Annotated in this window: 15 protein-coding genes; 8 read left to right on the top strand and 7 right to left on the bottom strand. The window is 58.3% G+C overall.

Annotated features, from left to right (window positions below; genetic code table 11):
• Positions 1 to 330: 330 nt before the first annotated feature.
• From ACM6IV_RS21530 to orn, 4 genes are all read right to left on the bottom strand, one after another.
• On the bottom strand, positions 331 to 2,748 hold the full coding sequence (locus tag ACM6IV_RS21530; protein WP_414871551.1) for a hypothetical protein: 2,418 nt from the start codon (positions 2,746 to 2,748) through the stop codon (positions 331 to 333).
• Between the two features lie 184 nt (positions 2,749 to 2,932).
• Positions 2,933 to 3,955 carry a hypothetical protein gene (locus ACM6IV_RS21525; RefSeq protein ID WP_414871550.1) on the bottom strand — a complete coding sequence of 341 codons (1,023 nt, stop codon included), beginning with the start codon at positions 3,953 to 3,955 and terminating at the stop codon, positions 2,933 to 2,935.
• Between the two features lie 174 nt (positions 3,956 to 4,129).
• Positions 4,130 to 4,741, bottom strand: a complete 612-nt coding sequence (locus ACM6IV_RS21520) for a trimeric intracellular cation channel family protein (protein ID WP_137217697.1) — start codon at positions 4,739 to 4,741, stop codon at positions 4,130 to 4,132.
• A 165-nt stretch (positions 4,742 to 4,906) separates the two neighbouring features.
• A complete protein-coding gene (orn, locus tag ACM6IV_RS21515) occupies positions 4,907 to 5,449 on the bottom strand; it encodes an oligoribonuclease (protein ID WP_414871549.1) in 543 nt (180 codons plus the stop codon).
• Between the two features lie 107 nt (positions 5,450 to 5,556).
• Here orn and rsgA point away from each other — a divergent pair, with 107 nt between their 5' ends.
• The 4 genes from rsgA (at position 5,557) to ACM6IV_RS21495 (ending at position 8,655) form a co-directional block, all read left to right on the top strand.
• Positions 5,557 to 6,588, top strand: coding sequence for a small ribosomal subunit biogenesis GTPase RsgA (gene rsgA, locus ACM6IV_RS21510; protein WP_332765254.1), 1,032 nt, complete (start codon positions 5,557 to 5,559; stop codon positions 6,586 to 6,588).
• A 212-nt stretch (positions 6,589 to 6,800) separates the two neighbouring features.
• The gene (locus ACM6IV_RS21505; RefSeq protein WP_414871548.1) at positions 6,801 to 7,208 is read left to right on the top strand and encodes a TIR domain-containing protein; all 408 of its coding nucleotides are present in this window, start codon (positions 6,801 to 6,803) and stop codon (positions 7,206 to 7,208) included.
• A gap of 2 nt (positions 7,209 to 7,210) precedes the next feature.
• Entirely contained in the window at positions 7,211 to 8,170 is a 960-nt protein-coding gene (locus tag ACM6IV_RS21500) for a caspase family protein (protein WP_414871547.1), read from the top strand.
• On the top strand, positions 8,170 to 8,655 hold the full coding sequence (locus ACM6IV_RS21495) for a toll/interleukin-1 receptor domain-containing protein (protein ID WP_414871546.1): 486 nt from the start codon (positions 8,170 to 8,172) through the stop codon (positions 8,653 to 8,655). Before ACM6IV_RS21500 ends, ACM6IV_RS21495 begins: the two co-directional genes overlap by 1 nt.
• 43 nt (positions 8,656 to 8,698) lie before the next feature.
• Here the strand turns inward: ACM6IV_RS21495 and motB are convergent, their stop codons facing one another.
• Complete coding sequence (motB, locus tag ACM6IV_RS21490) at positions 8,699 to 9,781, bottom strand: flagellar motor protein MotB (RefSeq protein WP_414871545.1); 1,083 nt, start codon at positions 9,779 to 9,781, stop codon at positions 8,699 to 8,701.
• A 3-nt stretch (positions 9,782 to 9,784) separates the two neighbouring features.
• Positions 9,785 to 10,636 carry a flagellar motor stator protein MotA gene (gene motA, locus ACM6IV_RS21485; RefSeq protein WP_007952169.1) on the bottom strand — a complete coding sequence of 284 codons (852 nt, stop codon included), beginning with the start codon at positions 10,634 to 10,636 and terminating at the stop codon, positions 9,785 to 9,787.
• A gap of 166 nt (positions 10,637 to 10,802) precedes the next feature.
• Between motA and ACM6IV_RS21480 the strand changes: the two genes are divergently transcribed.
• The 4 genes from ACM6IV_RS21480 (at position 10,803) to ACM6IV_RS21465 (ending at position 15,969) form a co-directional block, all read left to right on the top strand.
• Entirely contained in the window at positions 10,803 to 12,341 is a 1,539-nt protein-coding gene (locus tag ACM6IV_RS21480) for an HDOD domain-containing protein (protein ID WP_414871544.1), read from the top strand.
• Positions 12,342 to 12,383: 42 nt separating this feature from the next.
• Positions 12,384 to 13,217 (top strand): thiosulfate sulfurtransferase, encoded by an 834-nt coding sequence (gene rhdA / locus ACM6IV_RS21475; protein WP_414871543.1) that lies wholly within the window; start codon positions 12,384 to 12,386, stop codon positions 13,215 to 13,217.
• Entirely contained in the window at positions 13,217 to 14,077 is an 861-nt protein-coding gene (gene asd, locus ACM6IV_RS21470; RefSeq protein WP_024011354.1) for an archaetidylserine decarboxylase, read from the top strand. The genes rhdA and asd overlap by 1 nt, the downstream gene beginning before the upstream one ends.
• 137 nt (positions 14,078 to 14,214) lie before the next feature.
• Entirely contained in the window at positions 14,215 to 15,969 is a 1,755-nt protein-coding gene (locus tag ACM6IV_RS21465) for a molecular chaperone (protein ID WP_414871542.1), read from the top strand.
• Between the two features lie 104 nt (positions 15,970 to 16,073).
• On the opposite strand, the gene serB is transcribed toward ACM6IV_RS21465, so the two are convergent.
• Positions 16,074 to 17,288: a phosphoserine phosphatase SerB gene (gene serB, locus ACM6IV_RS21460; protein ID WP_414871541.1), complete on the bottom strand. Its 1,215-nt coding sequence runs from the start codon at positions 17,286 to 17,288 to the stop codon at positions 16,074 to 16,076.
• Positions 17,289 to 17,362: the final 74 nt, after the last annotated feature.

The following is a 17,362-nucleotide window of genomic DNA, read 5'->3' as shown; positions in this document are numbered from 1 at the left end:
TATTGTCCCCGGATCCTGCGTCACGCAGCGAAACCCTTTTGACGCACTCGACCCCGCACATTGACCCATGCAATTAGATCAAATAAATAAACGCTTCATAACCAATGTGATAATGAAAAATAAACAGGAAAAACCTTAAAACAATTTAACCGTCATTCGTCACGAAATCCGACCGGTCGAAATGCACAGCGCACATAACATTCATTCACGAATCACTTACCCACCTGAAACCCACCTTCTGAAGTCGTTTGAAAAACGAAAACAGAGATGGGCTCTATAACATTGCCGCTGCACGATGTTTGCTATATGAAAGAATATCCGGGCATTTATTTAATCGCTGTCAGACCCCATACCACTATCAGAAAAATCGGAAAGTTCGAAAACCCCTTCTACTTCCTGCTCCTGGGTTCTGATAATGATCTGGCTATCCATACTGGCACTCTGAAGATACTCATCGATATGCAATCGTGCAGTCTGACTCAACGGATTATCAATCAGGTTGACATACACGTCCTGAGTATCGGGTATCTCAAACAAATCAAACCCTACATCGACGATGTCGTTATCGTGCAAGTCAAGCAACTTCAGGCTCCGCAGTTGCTCTATACCGGAAGGTATCTGCTTCAGGCCTGCACGCCCAAAGTACAACTCTTTCATCTGCTGCATAAATCCTACATGAGGCGCAACACCCAACGGATTTCCGTCAAGTCTCAGCAGGGTCAGCGTTTCGATTCTCGAAAGCCCTTCCGCATCAGCTTCAGAAAGTCGAAGTGAACAATCTTTCAAGATCAAATGTTGCAAGCCGCGCATCTGGAAAATACCCGGAGCGAATCCATCATCCATGCGCACCTTTTCAAGGACCAGATAACTCAGCGTGGGGAAGCTGTCGAGAAATCTACCCAGCTTCACGCCTGGATGGCGGGCCTCCAGCACCAGCTCCGCCACGTGCTCGAATCGGACGCTCATTGGCGGCAATTCACCGATGAAATCGACGAAAGAGGAAAAACTTTCCTCTCCGGCACTGGCCGTCAGCTGTCGTTGCCACATGGCTTGCACATTCTGACTGAACCGCTGGCGCAACTGCCGTTGCTCAGCAAGTGCCTCGGCGCTCCACCCTCCCGCCAGTATTGGAGGTGGAGGCACTTCATCACACCACACCTCTAACTCCTGGCGCAGTGTCGAGAATTCTATCTCCAGTCTATTCAAAACACCGGAAGAATCATGCTGCAGGTGTTCGTGGATAAACGCCGTCACGTCATCGCCCGACATCTCCGGGTAAAGATCCCGCAGGCGATCTTCAAAAGACTTTTTCGATTTGAGGCTGTCATCGGCTCCCCCACGCAGAAAACCCGTGTGCCTGTTTTGCTCTGAAGTCCCGATACTCAAAGGTGTCAGCGGGGGTAGGCGCAGCACGTCACTGACGCGCTGACGCGATGGTAAAGGTTGGGCGCGGATCAATTCCTGCAGCGCCCGACTCCCCACCTCTGTTACACCAAACGACTTTCGTTGTACTGGCGACAATAGCGACACGACCGTCGAATACAGATCGTGCGCTCCTTGAAGTGTCGAGGCGCCACTGCCGGGAATGGTATAGCCCGTATCCTGCCGGATCAGTATGTGTCGAACCGGCGACCGGACATCCCCTATAGCGCTCAAAACCTCTCCGTCGATCGCACCCCGGCGAATCTCGATGCGAATCTGCCGTGGCCAATCCGCAATATTGCCGATCATGTGCAGCACCAACCGGTCACTGTCCGGATTGGAAACTGTCTCCAGATAAATACCTTCACATGCTCTTGCAAGACGAATATCCCGCAACGCCACCAGTGCTTCTTTCGCCAGCGCCTGCGGTATGCCCGGGTGATTTTGCATATGCAAGTGCTCGGCAGCGCTCGCATTACGCCATATCGCCTGCGCAGCCGTTTTTGGCAGATCAGGAAACACCCGGCGCATTCGCGACGTACTTTCATCACAATCGGCTTCGAACACCTCTTCAAGGTCTTTGAAGCGGACGAAGCTCTCATTTGGCAGCCGGCGCCCCTCTGCCTGAATCTGCTGATCAAGTTCAAATCGTCGGACGGTGTCTTCAAGCAGAAAAGGCACGTGGCGATCATGAACGAGCACATCACGCAGTATTGACTCATTGACTCCGCTCACCGCCAACATGCGTGCAACCGTGACGCCGGAAAACTTCGCCACGGAGCGGCCCATGCGGCGAAAAAGTTGCGCGGCGTGCATTGGCATCGAATCAATGAAGGTGACGCCATCGCTCTCAAGCGGATACCAGAACCGGCGATCATTATCTGGAACCAGCAACGGGCCGGAGGGTTTGAGCTCTCGGGAATTTGTCGCCCTGAACAGACCGCTGTCCGGATCGGTGACAACCTGAACAAATTGGTCCTCGGCAATCGCTACATAGTCGCGCCGCTTGAATGTCCAGATGCCTCGAGCGTCGAGCGTCACCGAACTCGGCGCCGCAATTCGAAAGTCTGCCAGCACCTCTCCTGCAGCGGTCCGCATCACTTCATCGGTAATAGAGTTCATCAGACTGACGCTGATCGCCTGCTCTGGAGTAACCGCGCTCACCATCGCTGGTTCCGACCTGATCGCAGGAAGCCTGGGCTCAGTAACGTGCAGCGACGGCAATAAGCCGATTTCGCCATCCGGCGTCCGCCGCGAGCCGTCAGCGTCGAGGTCCGGCTTTTTCCAGACTCCGGTTACAGGTTTACGGGGTGGTTTGCCAACCATGGAAACTCATCCTTGAGTGGTGGTGTGCTGACTCCGTAGCACCACGGAGTCAACAAACGCTGGTCTATAAGTTTCAAGACTGCAATCAGTCATGAAGTTGTTGAAGAAACACTTTACAGATGCGCACCACCTGAAGCGGTATATATACCTACCTTTTTAACAACCAGCGTTCACTGCATCGAACTCATCCACGCGCCAGCGAAAAGCTGCGCTCTTCAAAATCCGTATGAATGGCGAGTTTATGCTCGGTGCCGTATTGATCGATGGCACGAAAATGAAATACGTCACCGTGCCTGCTCTTCGGATTTACGGTGGAATATTCGGACAGCGCTTGTACTACGGTCAGTTCTCCGTCGCGATCATTAACCGCAACTTTGTAACTTTTAGTTTGTGTGGCAATTGCATCAGAAAACAGCGTAAAGGCGATAGGGTCGCCGGCATAGGGCAGCACTAGATTAAAATATCTCGGCTCGGGCAAAACCAGGGTTCCGTTAAGATAATTGGTTTTCCACTCGTAGAGCTTATTACCCCAGGCAAATGTATGATTCCCGCGCTCACCTTCGAAGGCCCAGTCCACCAGTCTGATTTGCTGCCCTCCTGGCGGATAAAGCCCCAGATAATAATTCCAGATCCGGTTGCCAGGCTCTTCATTACCCCGCCGAACCTGTTGCCACCTGAAACTGTCGATGGAATAAGCGACGGGTGCCTTGGCAATCAGCGTCACACTGCTGTCGTGAACACTGGAAAGGGTCGTGCCATTGCTGCGAATGACTTGCTGGTTGAAAGTCAAACGAGCAGCAACCTGAGTTTCTCCGGCGCCAGCGGAAGATACCCAGAAGGTCCGCACTTGCGGATGTACGGAGTCATCGTCATCGGAGTCGAGCACGGTATTGGCAGTGTAATGCGACTCCAGCGTGAATCGGCCTTGCTCGTTGCTGGCCTGCCAGCCATCGGCAAGGGACTGGCCGGTCTGGTAATGAACAAGCTTGATGCTGTCCATCACCTCTGTCGGCACATGAACCGCATTGCCATTGGCGTCGGCTCCGGCAACAAGTACTTGCACCTTGATCTGCATGCGGCCATTACCGAACAATTCTTTGCTTTGCGTACTTTCAGCGGCGTCAAACTTCACTTTGAATAATGTAAGGCTATCAAAAGCTCCAGTATTGACTGGTCGGCCTTGTGCTTCTTCCGTGATTTCATTCATGACAGACTACCTTTGACTTAATGTTACTTCCAAAAATTCGACATCAAAATTGATGTCGTAAAAGTAGTAACACGCAACTCAAAGAAAGCAAAAACCAAAAATGTAAGAAACATGCACTCACGCGAACATCACTTAAAGCAACAAACCCGACTCACGCGGATAAACAGTGAACTATCAATGCTCGTCGTTATAAACAAACTTGGGCATTTCCCAATGAAAACGGATGGCTAGCAGACGTAACAAAAATCCGCCGAACAGCGTAATCAGAATGGCTTGTTCACCGGGCACATTCAGATAAAGACACAGCATGTAGCACCATGCTGCGGCGAAGGAGACGCTCGCGTACAGTTCACGCCGAAAAATCAGAGGAATGTCGTTGCAGAAAATATCGCGCAGGATGCCGCCAAATACCCCGGTGATTACCCCGCTGACTGACGCCACCAACATACCGTGGCCCATTTCCAGAGCGGTCATGCAGCCGATCAGGGTGAACGCCACCAGTCCCACCGCATCAAGTACCAGAAACAGCGAGCGTAAATGACGCATCCAGCGCGCGGTAAACACTGTGAACATCGCTGCCACTGAGGTGAGCACCAGATATTCCGGGTGTTTGACCCAGGTCAGCGGGTAATGGCCGAGCAGCACATCGCGCACGGATCCGCCACCCAATGCCGTGACGCAGGCGATCAGCACCACCCCGAACCAGTCCATGCCGCGACGGCCGGCAGACAGCGCGCCGGTCATGGCTTCGGCGGTGATGGCAATCAGATAGAGCATCAGCAACATGGCGGCGGTCCTGGCAGGAAGGCGCGCAGTCTAGCCATTTCGGCGCCGCACCAGAAGAGGGCGCAGGACGGCACCTTTGCGAGCCGGCTCGCTTGCGCAGGGAAAGCGCAATCCTGACTGTGGAAACGAGCCTGTTCGCGAAAGCGTCAAGGCGCAGCCGTTGTATCAGAACTTGATGAAATGCTTGCGGTAATGCTGCAGCTCGGCGATCGATTCGCGGATGTCGTCCAGCGCCAGGTGTGTGCTGCCTTTCTGGAAGCTGTCGCGCACGTCCGGCGCCCAGCGCGCCGCCAGTTCCTTGAGCGTAGAGACGTCGAGGTTGCGGTAGTGGAAATAGCTTTCCAGCGCTTTCATGTGGGTATAAAGGAAGCGACGATCCTGACAAATGCTGTTGCCGCAAATCGGCGACTTACCCTTCGGCACCCATTTTTCCAGGAAGGCGATGGTTTCGGCCTCGGCTTCGGCCATGCTGATGCGGCTGTCGCGCACACGCTGGGTCAGGCCGGAGTTGCCGTGGGTGCGCGTGTTCCACTCGTCCATGCGCGCGAGCACTTCGTCACTGTGGTGAATGGCGATCACCGGGCCTTCGGCCAGGGTGTTCAGATCGCTGTCGGTGACGATCGTGGCCATTTCGATGATGACGTCGTTTTCCGGATCCAGACCGGTCATTTCCAGGTCGATCCAGATCAGGTTCTGCGGGTTTTGCATATTCGGGCTCCTAGGCAATGCTGCGCAGTTTAGCCTAGGCCGGTGCCCGGGCGTGCTAAACTCGCGGCCGTTTTACCTAATCGCTGCATTCTTCAGACGGAACACCCATGGCCAAACGCCAACTCAATCGTCGTCAAAACTGGCGCATCGAAAAGATTCAGGGCGAGCGCGCCGCACGCGCCGCCAAACGCGAGTCCTCGGCGGTCGAAGCCCTCGAGGGCGGCGACCTTGGCCCTGAACAACATGGCTTGGTGATCGCGCACTTCGGTGTGCAGGTCGAAGTCGAAGCCGTTGACGGCGAACTGGCAGGCCAGGTGTTCCGCTGCCATTTGCGCGCCAACCTGCCAGCACTGGTAACCGGCGACAAAGTGGTCTGGCGTGCGGGCAACCAGGGCATCGGGGTGATCGTCGCGCAACTGCCGCGCACCACCGAGCTGTGCCGCCCGGACAGCCGCGGCCAGCTCAAACCGGTTGCGGCCAACGTCGACATGATCGTCATCGTCTTCGCACCGCTGCCCGAGCCCCACGCCAACCTGATCGACCGCTACCTGGTCGCCGCCGAACACGCCGGCATCCGGCCGTTGCTGCTGCTGAACAAATTCGACCTGATCGACGAGCAGAACGCCCCGGCGCTGAATGCGCTGCTGGCGGTGTATCGCACGCTCGGTTATCCGGTACTGGAAGTGTCGGCGCACCACGGCAACGGCATGGAACAACTGCAACAGCAACTCGACGGCCGCATCAGCGTCTTCGTCGGCCAGTCCGGTGTCGGCAAGTCATCGCTGGTCAACAGCCTGTTGCCTGAGGTTGAAACCCGCGTCGGACCGTTGTCCGAGCTGTCCGGCCAGGGCACGCACACGACGACCACTGCACGCCTGTTCCACTTCCCCGGTGGCGGCGAGTTGATCGACTCTCCGGGTATCCGCGAATTCGGCCTCGGCCACGTCAGCCGTGCCGACGTTGAAGCGGGTTTCATCGAGTTCGATGATTTGCTCGGCACTTGCCGTTTCCGCGACTGCAAGCACGATCGCGAACCGGGTTGTGCATTGCTCAAGGCGCTGGAGGATGGTCGTATCCAGCAGCAGCGCATGAATAGCTACCGCTCGATCATCGCCAGCCTCCCCGAAAACGGTTATTAAACAGCCGTACCGGCGGCCCTGAAGCGCAGGGCTGCCGGCCGTAGGATCACGTCTGACAATTCCCCCGAACACTTAAACTTCAGAGCTTTCTGTAGGGCTTCAGCACGCCTGCTTGCAGGACATTTCTCTTTTGTCTTCAGCACCTTGTAGGCATCACGCAGATGCCTACAGTCACTTCCTCCTTCGCCTTTTCGCGACTTCCGAGGAACCCTATGCAAACCTATCATTTGTTCATCAGCCATTCGTGGAGCTATTCCCACGCCCACGACAATCTGGTACGCCTGCTCGGCGCGCAACCGGGTTTCACCTTCAAGAATTTTTCCGTGCCGCCGCACAACCCGATCATGGGCGCGCAAACCGACAGGCAACTGGAAGAAGCCATCGAGAACAAGATCCGCCCTTGCTCAGCGGTGCTGATCATGGCGGGCATGTATTCGACTTACAGTAAGTGGATCAACAAGGAAATCGAGATCGCCAAGCGTATGGGCAAGGTCATCATCGCGATCAAGCCTTTCGGCGCCGAGCGCATTTCCACGGTCGTGCGCAACGCCGCAAACGCCGAATGCGCATGGAGCACCAAAAGCATCGTTAGCGCGATTCGCCTGCATACGGCGGTTTAACCATGCGCAAGGGACTGTTTATCGGCATCAATCATTACCTCCATGTCGCACCTTTGAGCGGCTGCAACAACGATGCAATGGCCATGGCGTCGGTGCTGGAACGTCACGCCAACGGGCGCCCGAACTTCGCCAGTAAAGTGCTGACCTCAGCGGAGGAGAATCTGAGCCTCAACACCATGAAGCAACAGATTCAGAGCCTGTTTTCCGGCGACTGCGACGTGGCCCTGTTGTACTTCGCCGGTCACGGTCAGTTCGATACCAGCATCGACGAAGGGCTGCTGATTCCACAGGACTATCAGATCGGTGGCGAAGGCATTCGTATAAGCGACATTCTGGAATGGGCGGACAAAGCCCCGCACATCAAGAACAAAATCATCATCCTCGATTGCTGCCAGGCCGGCGCGGCCGCTGCCATGCGCGGTTTGCGCGGTGGTCGCAGTGTGATTGGCGAAGGCATGACCATTCTCACGGCCTGTAAAAAAGAACAGCCTGCTCTGGAAAGTCGCGGCCATGGCGTGTTCACCGATTTGCTGCTGCAAGCGCTGCATGGGGGAGCCGCCAACGTGCTCGGCAAGGTCACGCCGGGTAGCGTTTACTCGTTTGTCGACAATGCCCTGGGCGCCTGGGAGCAGCGCCCGGTGTTCAAGACCAATGTTTCTCAGTTTGTACCGCTGCGTGAAGTGGCGCCGCTGATTGCCGAAGAAACCCTGCGCAAACTCAAGGACTGGTTCCCCGAGCCGAGTTTCGTCTTCAGGCTCGATCCAAGTTACGAGCCCACCGAGCCCTCGTTCGATGCGGATCACGGCGACATCTTCAAACAACTGCAAATGTGCAATCGCCACAGCCTGATCGAACCGGTAGACGCCGAGCACATGTATTACGCCGCCATCCATTCCACCGGCTGCCGCCTCACCGCCCTCGGCGCCTACTATCGTGAACTCGCCCTGAAAGGACACTTCTGATGCCCGTTTTCATCAGCTACCGCCACATGGATCGCGCCCACGCCATCGCCATCAACAGCCGCTTGATGCAGGCCAACATCAAGACCTACCTCGACGTGCTGGACCCGGAATCGCAAACCACCGACGACATCACCGGCGTCATTACCCGCAACATCACCGAGTGCACGCACTTGCTGGCGGTGGTTTCGGAGCAGACCGCGCTGTCGTGGTGGGTGCCGTTTGAAATCGGTGAGGCGACTATCAGCAACCGAAGAATCTGTTCGTTCAAGACAGGGCCGGCGCAATTGCCGCTGTATCTGGATAAATGGCCGAAGTTGAGCACGGCCAGTGATCTGGATTTTTTTATTGATGCCTACCGTGAGGAGGTCTCGAGCAAGCGTTCAATGACGCTGGATTCGAGCAACGAGTCCTTTAGCGGCACCTATAAACGCAACGCCGAGATTTTCCATGAGCAACTGAAAAACCGCATTCGGCGCGGGTTCTGACAGACGTAAAAAAGCCGCGATCATCTCGCGGCTTATTTGTGGATCACTGCCTTGGCGCGGGAGCCGGAGCAGTGCCTGCCGGTGCAATGGGCGCAGGCATTGGCGCCGCACTCCCCGGCCCGGCCGGCTTCGGTGCGGCGTCGTCGAACAGATTCAGCCGTTCGCGCAACTCGTGCGCAGGCACCGGTTGCTGATCCGCCGGCAGCGCGTTCGGATCAACCGGTGTCGCCGGAGCGTTGCCGTTCTGACTCTGATCCGCCGGTTTCGCCGCGTCGGCACCTTGCGCGCCTTCGATGGCCGCCTGGGCCTTCTTCGTCAGCACGACGATATCGATGCGGCGGTTGACCGGGTTGAACGGGTTTTCCTTGTCGAACAGCGCCGACGAGGCATAACCCACCACCCGCGCCACCTGCGAGTCCGGGTAGCTACCGGCGACCAAGGCACGACGGGCAGCGTTGGCACGGTTGGCCGACAGTTCCCAGTTACCGAAATCGCCGGTGCCGATGTACGGCTTGGCATCGGTGTGGCCGCTGATGCTGATCTTGTTCGGCACCGCTTTGATGGTGTCAGCCATGGCCAGCAGGATGTCTTCGAAATACGGCTTCAGGCGGGCAGAGCCTGAGTCGAACATCGGCCGGTTCTCGGCGTCCATGATCTGGATGCGCAAGCCGTTCGGGGTGATCTCGAAGAGGATCTGATCCTTGAACTTCTGCAGTTGCGGGTTCTCGTCGACCTTGTTCTGCAGTTCTTGCAGCAGCAACTCCAGACGTTCTTTCTCGACCTGCTCGGCCATGCCTTCAACCTGTTCGGTATCGACCGTGACCTTGTCAGGCTGCGGCTGCGATTTCACTTCCGGGTTGAGGGTGTTTTCCGGCGCCAGGGTCGGCGTGCCGCCCAGGTCGATGATGTATGGCGTGCCGCTTTCGGAGAAGCCGACCGGATCCTTGAAGTAACCGGCGATAGCGATCTTCTGTTCCGGTGTGGCGGTGGACAGCAGCCACAACACCAGGAAGAACGCCATCATCGCCGTGGCGAAGTCGGCGAAGGCGATTTTCCACGCCCCGCCGTGATGCCCGCCGGCTATGCGCTTGACGCGCTTGATGATAATCGGCTGATTATTTTCCATGACTTAGCGACCGCGAACCGCTTGTTCCAGCTCGGCAAAGCTTGGACGGTGGGCCGGGTATAGCACCTTGCGACCAAACTCGACCGCCAGCGATGGCGGCATGCCGGAGGCCGAAGCCACCAGCGAGGCCTTGATGGCTTCGTAGACGTTCAGCTCTTCCTTGGCATCGTGGGCCAGGGAATGCGCCAGCGGGCCAAAGAAACCGTACGCCGCGAGAATACCGAAGAAGGTACCGACCAGTGCCGCACCGACGTGCAGACCGATGGACTTCTGATCGCCTTCACCCAGCGAGGCCATGGTCACCACGATACCGAGTACCGCCGCAACGATACCGAAACCGGGCATGGCGTCGGCGATGCCGTTCACCGCGTGCGATGGATGCTCGAGGTCTTCTTTGAGGCTGTACAGCTCCATGTCGAACAAGCCTTCCAGCTCGTGCGGCGCCATGTTGCCGGACGACATGATGCGCAGGTAATCGCAGATGAACGCGGTCATGCGCTCGTCTTTGAGCACTGCCGGGTACTTGGCGAAGATCGGGCTCGCGGCGGCGTCTTCGATATCGCCCTCGATGGCCATCATGCCTTCGCGGCGGCTCTTGTTGAGGATCTCGTAGATCAGCCCGAGCACTTCCAGATAGAACGTGTGGCTGAAGCGCGAACTGAACATGCTCAGGGATTTCTTGAGCACGTGCATCGTCATGTAGCCGGGGTTGGCCTGGAGGAATGCACCCAGTGCCGCACCACCGATGATCATCACCTCGAAGGGCTGGATCAGGGCGGCAATCTTGCCGTGGGAGAGCACGTATCCGCCGAGCACGCTCGCGAATACGACGATGATGCCGATAATTTTAGCCATAGGTAGAAAGTACTTGTTTAAGTCGGGTTCAAGGTCATATTCGGAAGTTAAAAAATCTCTTCTTCTACTTATCGGCAAAACTGCGCCAGACTATAGCCAGTTCAGGCGAAAAGCCAATTTAGCCCATGCCGGGCGCGTCTACAGTCAGTGAAGATCCCGTCCAGACATGGCTAATGAAACGAACGTCCCACACGCAAAACCGGCCACGCTCGACGGCTGGGTCAAGCTGCTCGACAGCGTCCGGCTGCCCGTACCGCAAGAGGCTCACGACAAAGTCTGCCGGGCGATCCGCGACAACCGCAGCTCGTTGCGCGACATCGCCGACCTGATGCAGGACAGTCCGGCGCTGGCCCTGAGCATCATCCGTGAGGCGAATCGTCACACCCACGGCACCATGGCCACGCCAGCGGAAAATCTCGAGGTGGCAATCAATCGCCTGGGCCTTGCCCGCACCGAAGAATTGCTCGCGCGCCTGCCCGCCGAACCGCAGATGCAAATCCCCAAGGCCCTGCGCCAATTGCAGATGATCAGCCAGCACGCGACGCAACAGGCCAACGGTTTTTTCGCCAGCCGCCTGGCACGGCTGTGGCAGGACATTCATTGGGGCAGCCTGCTGTTTCTGTCGCCGCTATGGCCATTGGCGTTGACCTATCCGCAGTTGCTCGAAGAGTGGGAGATACGGGTTATCCACAAGGGTGAATCGGCCCGCGTGGTCGAGAAACAATTGTTCGGCGTGCGCCTGCTGAAAGTCGCCGAGGCGCTGGTGCAAGCCTGGCATCTGCCGATCTGGGTGCAGCAGGGTTATAAACTGCTGCTCAGCGAACAGCGCGAACTGGTCAAAGTGCTGCGCATCGCCCGCGACAGTGACCATCCACTGCGCCAGCAAAATCGCCTCGATGACGATCCAACCTTGCGCCGCTGGCTCAACCAGCCGGCCAACACGGTGCTGCTGGCCAACGGCCTGGCGCTGTCGGCGCAACAGGCGTGGGACAGTCCGCACAGCGAACGCTGGCAGTACCTGACCAGCCTTTACCTGCAAATTTCCATGGACGAAGTGCAACAACAGTTGCACCAGCAAGCCGCCAACAGTGCGCGTCATCATGCGATGCCCGACCTCTGGCACCCGGCGGTTTCGCTGATCTGGCCGTGGGGCTCACGTCGCTTGCCCGCCGGCATGCTCCCGGCCGCGGCGCCGAATGCCGAGGATCTGAGCCAATGGCGCCGGCAATGCGCCGAGCTGCTGGCCGAACCCAGCCGGTTCACCAACGCGATGAGTCTGACGGTTGCGGCTCGCGAGGCATTAGTGGCCAGCGGCATGCGCCGGGTAATGATTCTGATGGCTGACCGCACGCACTCGACCCTGCGCGTGCATCAAATCGCCGGTCTGCCGAAAGAAGCGGCGGCACTGAGTTTTCTCGTCAGCCAGAGCAAGGTCCTGCAACGCTTGCTCGCGCAACAGGCGCAGGTGCGGATAACTCCCGAGAACAACGCACAATTCTCTGCCTTGCTGCCGGCGAGCCTGCGCACGCTGTTTCGCGGCGAGCACCTGTTCCTGCGCTCTCTGGTCAACAATGGCCGGGTGATCATGATCGTCGTCGCCGACCAGGGCGGCGGGCCGTTCGCCGACATCACCGTGCAAGCCTTTGGCAAAACCGCGCAGTGCATCGAAAAAGCCCTGCACAGCTTTAGCAGCCGTGGCCGATGAGGCTGCGCTACAATCCTCCCCTTTGTGCTCTGGAGACCTCACATGTCTGACTTCTCTGGCTTGCCGCTCGTCATCGAGGCGAGCGACCTGCTCCCGCGTCTCGAATCCCCTGAACTGATTCTGGTGGATCTGACCAGCCCTGCCCGTTATGCCGAAGGTCATCTTCCCGGCGCACGCTTTGTCGACCCGAAACGCACCCAGCTCGGCCAGCCGCCGGCACCGGGCCTGCTGCCGGCGAAAGCCGATCTGGAAGCGTTGTTCGGTGAACTGGGCCATCGCAAAGACGCGGTCTACGTGGTCTATGACGATGAAGGCGGCGGTTGGGCCGGGCGTTTCATCTGGTTGCTCGATGTGATCGGTCACGACAAATATCACTACGTCGACGGTGGTCTGCCGGCGTGGCTGGCGGCAGGCATGCCGATGTCCATCCAGGTTCCGCCTGCGGTGGGCGGCCCGGTGGAGCTGACCCTGCACGATGATCCGACGGCCACACGCGAATACCTGCAAAGCCGCCTCGGTGCTGCCGATCTGGCGATCTGGGATGCGCGCGGGCCACTGGAATACTCCGGTGAGAAAGTGCTGGCAGCCAAGGGCGGGCACATCCCCGGCGCGGTCAATTTCGAATGGACGGCGGGCATGGACAAGGCGCGTCAGCTGCGCATTCGCAGTGACATGCCGCAGATCCTCGAAGGTCTGGGGATCACCAAGGACAAAGAAATCATTACCCACTGCCAGACCCATCACCGGTCGGGCTTCACTTATCTGGTGGCCAAGTCCCTCGGTTATCCGCGGGTCAAGGGCTACGCCGGTTCCTGGGGCGAATGGGGTAACCACCCTGACACGCCTGTCGAGATTCAAGCTTCCAAGGACAACTAATGAAAGAGCGTCTGTTTATCCTCAGCCAGTACCTGCTGCCTCACCACCTGCTGTCGCGCCTGGCCGGTTGCATTGCCGAGTGCCGCGTACGCTGGTTCAAGAATGCCTTCACCCAGTGGTTCGCCAAGCGCTATCAAGTGGACATGTCGCAAGCGCTGGTCGAAGACCTCACGGCTTACGAGCACTTCAATGCGTTCTTCACCCGTGCCCTGAAAGACGGCGCGCGTCCGCTGGACGAAACCCCGGGTGCGATCCTCAGCCCGGCTGACGGTGCGGTCAGCCAACTCGGCCCGATCGAACACGGTCGCGTATTCCAGGCCAAGGGTCACAGCTTCAGTGTGCTGGAACTGCTGGGCGGTGATGCGGCCAACGCGGCTCCGTTCATGGGCGGTGATTTCGCCACTATTTACCTGTCGCCGAAGGACTACCACCGCGTGCACATGCCGCTGGCCGGCACCCTGCGCGAAATGGTCTACATCCCGGGCCGGATCTTCTCGGTCAACCAGACCACCGCGGAAAACGTCCCGGAACTGTTCGCCCGCAACGAGCGCGTGGCGTGCATCTTCGACACCGAGCGCGGGCCGATGGCCGTGGTGCTGGTCGGCGCGATGATCGTCGCTTCGATCGAAACCGTATGGGCCGGTCTGGTCACCCCGCCGAAGCGCGAACTGAAAACCTTCCGCTACGACGAAGCCGCCCGTGCGCCGATCCATCTGGAAAAAGGCGCGGAACTGGGGCGCTTCAAGCTGGGTTCGACCGCGATCGTGCTGTTCGGGCCGGATCAGGTGAAGTGGGCTGAAGAACTGGTCGCTGGTTCGCCTGTGCAGATGGGCCAAGGCCTGGCGCTGCCAAAAGCCTGATTGCTTGCAGGAGGTGCCGAAGGCAGCGATCTTTTGATCCTGGTTTTAAATCAAAATCAAAAAATCGCAGCCTTCGGCAGCTCCTGCAGTGTTCGCCGTAGCGACAGACCGCAATTTTTACTGCTATGGTTTTTGGCATGAGCCAGACCATCTCCCCCCCACATCTGCGCGCCCCGATCCCGACGCAATCGCGCCTGTCGTTTTGCGAAGCCACCCCGCGCGACCTCAAGCGCTGGATTGCCGGCCTGCCCAAGGCCAACATCGGCGAAACCGCTCGCCTGCTGTATCAAGGCCTGGGCGAACTCGATCAATTGCTCACCCCCAGCGACAACCGCCTCAACCTGCTGGAGCTGTTGCGCCCCGAGGTGTATTTCGTCTGTCAGCATCTGGAGCGGCACTTCCTGCATCAGGCGATCATGCTCGACGAGCGTTCGCGCAAAATCAGCAATCTGTGCCAGGCGCTGCAAAGCCATCTGGCCATCGGCTACAAACAGATCGTGCTGCGGATTGCGCCGAAGTACAGCAAGGATCGCGCGGCATTGCTCAGCATGGCCTTGCAACGGGCAGCCCATGCACTCAACGGTCAACTGCTGCGTGCGACGCAGTTATATAGCTCGCCGCCGGAACATGTGTGGTTCGAACTGCATCAACTCTATCGCTGCGCTTGCGAACTGCAGTTGCAACAGCGTCGGGTCCATGACGATCTCGCCAGCCTTACCACCGAACTCAGTCTCGAACAGACCTACATCGCCGCTCTGCTCCTGGGCAGTGCCCGCTGCAATCAATTGCGGCAGAACCAGATCGCGCGATTGGCCGAAGTAGTGGAGCCGTGGAGCGCCCTGCTCAAATTGCATCCCGGTCGCACAAGCGAAGGCCTCTTTGCGATCAGCCCGGCAATCGATGCCGGCCCGCGCTACCGCAACATGTTCCGCAGCGAAGAACAGGCCGGATTGCTCGGCTTCGATCCACAGCCGCTGGTGAGCGCCATCGAAGCACACTTGCAGCATCAGGACACACCCGCACCATTGCCCGTGCCGACCGGACTGAGCCTCGACACTCTGCAACACCTGCACGCGACCTGGGGACAAGCCGCCGAGCGCAGCTTTCAGCGCACGGTCGGTCAAGGCCATCTGACCGTGTGCGTGGGCATGAGCGCCCTGCACTTTTATCTTGGCGGTGAGCGCAGTTTCAGCGAACTGCTCAGACACCCCGGAACACGCGCGGCCGACTTCAGCCGTGCCGTGGTCAAAGGTGAAAAAGACAGTTGGAGCCAGGCCTTCGACGCAGCACCGCAGAGCAAGGCTGATGAGTTTCTTCCCTACGAGGAAATCGAGTACGACCATTTGCCCGAGGATGAAAGCGGCACGGGCAGTACGCCGCATTACCCGACCTACGCCCTGCCGGTGATCAATCACAGTCCCGGCGGTTATTGCCTGGCGTGGCCAAATGAAGTGCCCGCCGAATTGCAGGCCGGAGAAATGCTCGGCATCCACGACAGTGTCAGTCTGGGCTGGAGCATCGCGGTCATTCGCTGGATCCGCCAGGTACGCGGCGGCGCCACGCAAATGGGCATTGAGCTGGTGGCGCCCCATGCCCAGCCTTGTGGCCTGCAACTGGTGCGCTCGCAGGACGACCACAGTCAGTATCTGCGCGGATTATTGCTACCTGAGATCAGCGCGATCGACTTGCCGGCGACCTTGCTGGCACCGCGCTTGCCGTTTCAGGAAGGCAATAAAGTGCTGATCAACACTCAGGGCGAAGAACACCGCGCCGGGCTGGATCGACGGGTGGCGAGTACGCACAGTTTCAATCAGTTCGCTTATCGCTCACTGGAGACTGCGCGCAATGGCGGGAGCGAGGAGGATTTTGATTCGTTGTGGAAATCACTCTAGACCGAGGCGCGGCCTTCGCGAGCAAGCCCGCTCCCACGTTTGAAATGCATTCCAATGTGGGGGCGGGCTTGCTCGCGAAGAGGCCAGCTCAGATAGCAGAAAACTTAGAGCTGCCCATCACGATCACGGAAACCCAGCAGATACAGCACGCCATCCAGGCCCAACGTCGAAATCGCCTGCTTCGCCGACTGTTTTACGAGCGGCTTGGCACGGAACGCTACGCCCAGCCCGGCAATCGCCAGCATCGGCAGGTCATTCGCGCCGTCGCCGACCGCAATGGTCTGCTCCAGACGCAACCCTTCCTTGTGTGCCAGCTCTTTCAGCAAGTCAGCCTTGCGCTGGGCATCGACAATCGGCTCGATCGCCACCCCGGTGCACTTGCCGTCGACCACTTCCAGTTCGTTGGCGAACACATAGTCGATGCCGAGTCTGGCCTGCAATTGCTTGGCGAAATAGGTGAAGCCACCGGACAGGATCGCGGTCTTGTAGCCCAGACGCTTGAGTTCAGCGAACAGCGTTTCGGCGCCCTCGGTCAGGCGCAACGAAGCGCCGATCGAGTCGAGTACGCTGACGTCGAGACCTTTGAGCAAAGCTAAACGCTCTTTGAAACTGGCGCGGAAATCCAGCTCGCCGGCCATGGCGCGCTCGGTGATGGCCGACACTTGCTCGCCCACACCGGCAGCCTTGGCCAGTTCATCAATGACTTCGGCTTCGATGAGCGTCGAATCCATGTCAAACACCGCCAGACGACGGTTACGCCGGAACAGCGAGTCTTCCTGGAAGGCAATGTCGACGTTCAGTTCCTGGGCAACGCTGAGGAACTCAGCCCGCAGTGCCTGCGGGTCAGCCGCTTCGCCACGTACGGAGAACTCGATGCAGCCTTTGCCTTTATCGGCCGGCGTATCCAGCGGCATGCGACCCGACAGACGGTCGATGTGATCGATGTTCAAACCATATTTGGCCGTGATCGAACTGACGGCCTGCAATTGGCCAGCGGTCACTTTGCGGGTCAGCAGGGTAACGATGTGGCGTTTTTTGCCCTGATTGCCCACCCATTGTTGGTAATCCTCCTCGGACACCGGGGTGAAACGTACCTGCTGGTCGAGCTCGTAACCTTTGAACAGGATGTCCTTGAGCACGGACTTACCCTGCTCGGAATCGGGGATTTCAACCAGGATGCCGAACGACAGGGTGTCGTGGATCACCGCCTGACCGATGTCGAGAATGTTCACACCACCTTGTGCCAGAACGCCGGTAATGGCTGCCGTCAGACCCGGACGGTCGACTCCCGTGATGTTAATCAGGACGATTTCGCGCAACGCGCACCCCCGCAACTGGAAAAAAACCGCATTCTACCCACTTTCAGTGACCATCGGGCACCGCGAGCGCTTTG

This window comes from Pseudomonas sp. IT-347P (assembly GCF_949768005.1).
Taxonomy (GTDB): Bacteria; Pseudomonadota; Gammaproteobacteria; order Pseudomonadales; family Pseudomonadaceae; genus Aquipseudomonas.
Note: the sequence above shows the minus strand (reverse complement) of the source record. Positions and strands in the feature narration are given on the sequence as shown.

Bases quoted from the DNA above. Each gene is read 5' to 3' on its own strand.
- ACM6IV_RS21500 (WP_414871547.1), top strand. From the start codon at position 7,211: ATGCGCAAGGGACTGTTTATCGGCATCAATCATTACCTCCATGTCGCA.
- ACM6IV_RS21465 (WP_414871542.1), top strand. From the start codon at position 14,215: ATGAGCCAGACCATCTCCCCCCCACATCTGCGCGCCCCGATCCCGACG.
- ACM6IV_RS21520 (WP_137217697.1), bottom strand. From the start codon at position 4,741: ATGTTGCTGATGCTCTATCTGATTGCCATCACCGCCGAAGCCATGACC.
- rhdA (WP_414871543.1), top strand. From the start codon at position 12,384: ATGTCTGACTTCTCTGGCTTGCCGCTCGTCATCGAGGCGAGCGACCTG.
- motA (WP_007952169.1), bottom strand. From the start codon at position 10,636: ATGGCTAAAATTATCGGCATCATCGTCGTATTCGCGAGCGTGCTCGGC.
- ACM6IV_RS21530 (WP_414871551.1), bottom strand. From the start codon at position 2,748: ATGGTTGGCAAACCACCCCGTAAACCTGTAACCGGAGTCTGGAAAAAG.
- motB (WP_414871545.1), bottom strand. From the start codon at position 9,781: ATGGAAAATAATCAGCCGATTATCATCAAGCGCGTCAAGCGCATAGCC.
- ACM6IV_RS21495 (WP_414871546.1), top strand. From the start codon at position 8,170: ATGCCCGTTTTCATCAGCTACCGCCACATGGATCGCGCCCACGCCATC.
- orn (WP_414871549.1), bottom strand. From the start codon at position 5,449: ATGCAAAACCCGCAGAACCTGATCTGGATCGACCTGGAAATGACCGGT.
- asd (WP_024011354.1), top strand. From the start codon at position 13,217: ATGAAAGAGCGTCTGTTTATCCTCAGCCAGTACCTGCTGCCTCACCAC.
- ACM6IV_RS21505 (WP_414871548.1), top strand. From the start codon at position 6,801: ATGCAAACCTATCATTTGTTCATCAGCCATTCGTGGAGCTATTCCCAC.
- ACM6IV_RS21480 (WP_414871544.1), top strand. From the start codon at position 10,803: ATGGCTAATGAAACGAACGTCCCACACGCAAAACCGGCCACGCTCGAC.
- ACM6IV_RS21525 (WP_414871550.1), bottom strand. From the start codon at position 3,955: ATGAATGAAATCACGGAAGAAGCACAAGGCCGACCAGTCAATACTGGA.
- rsgA (WP_332765254.1), top strand. From the start codon at position 5,557: ATGGCCAAACGCCAACTCAATCGTCGTCAAAACTGGCGCATCGAAAAG.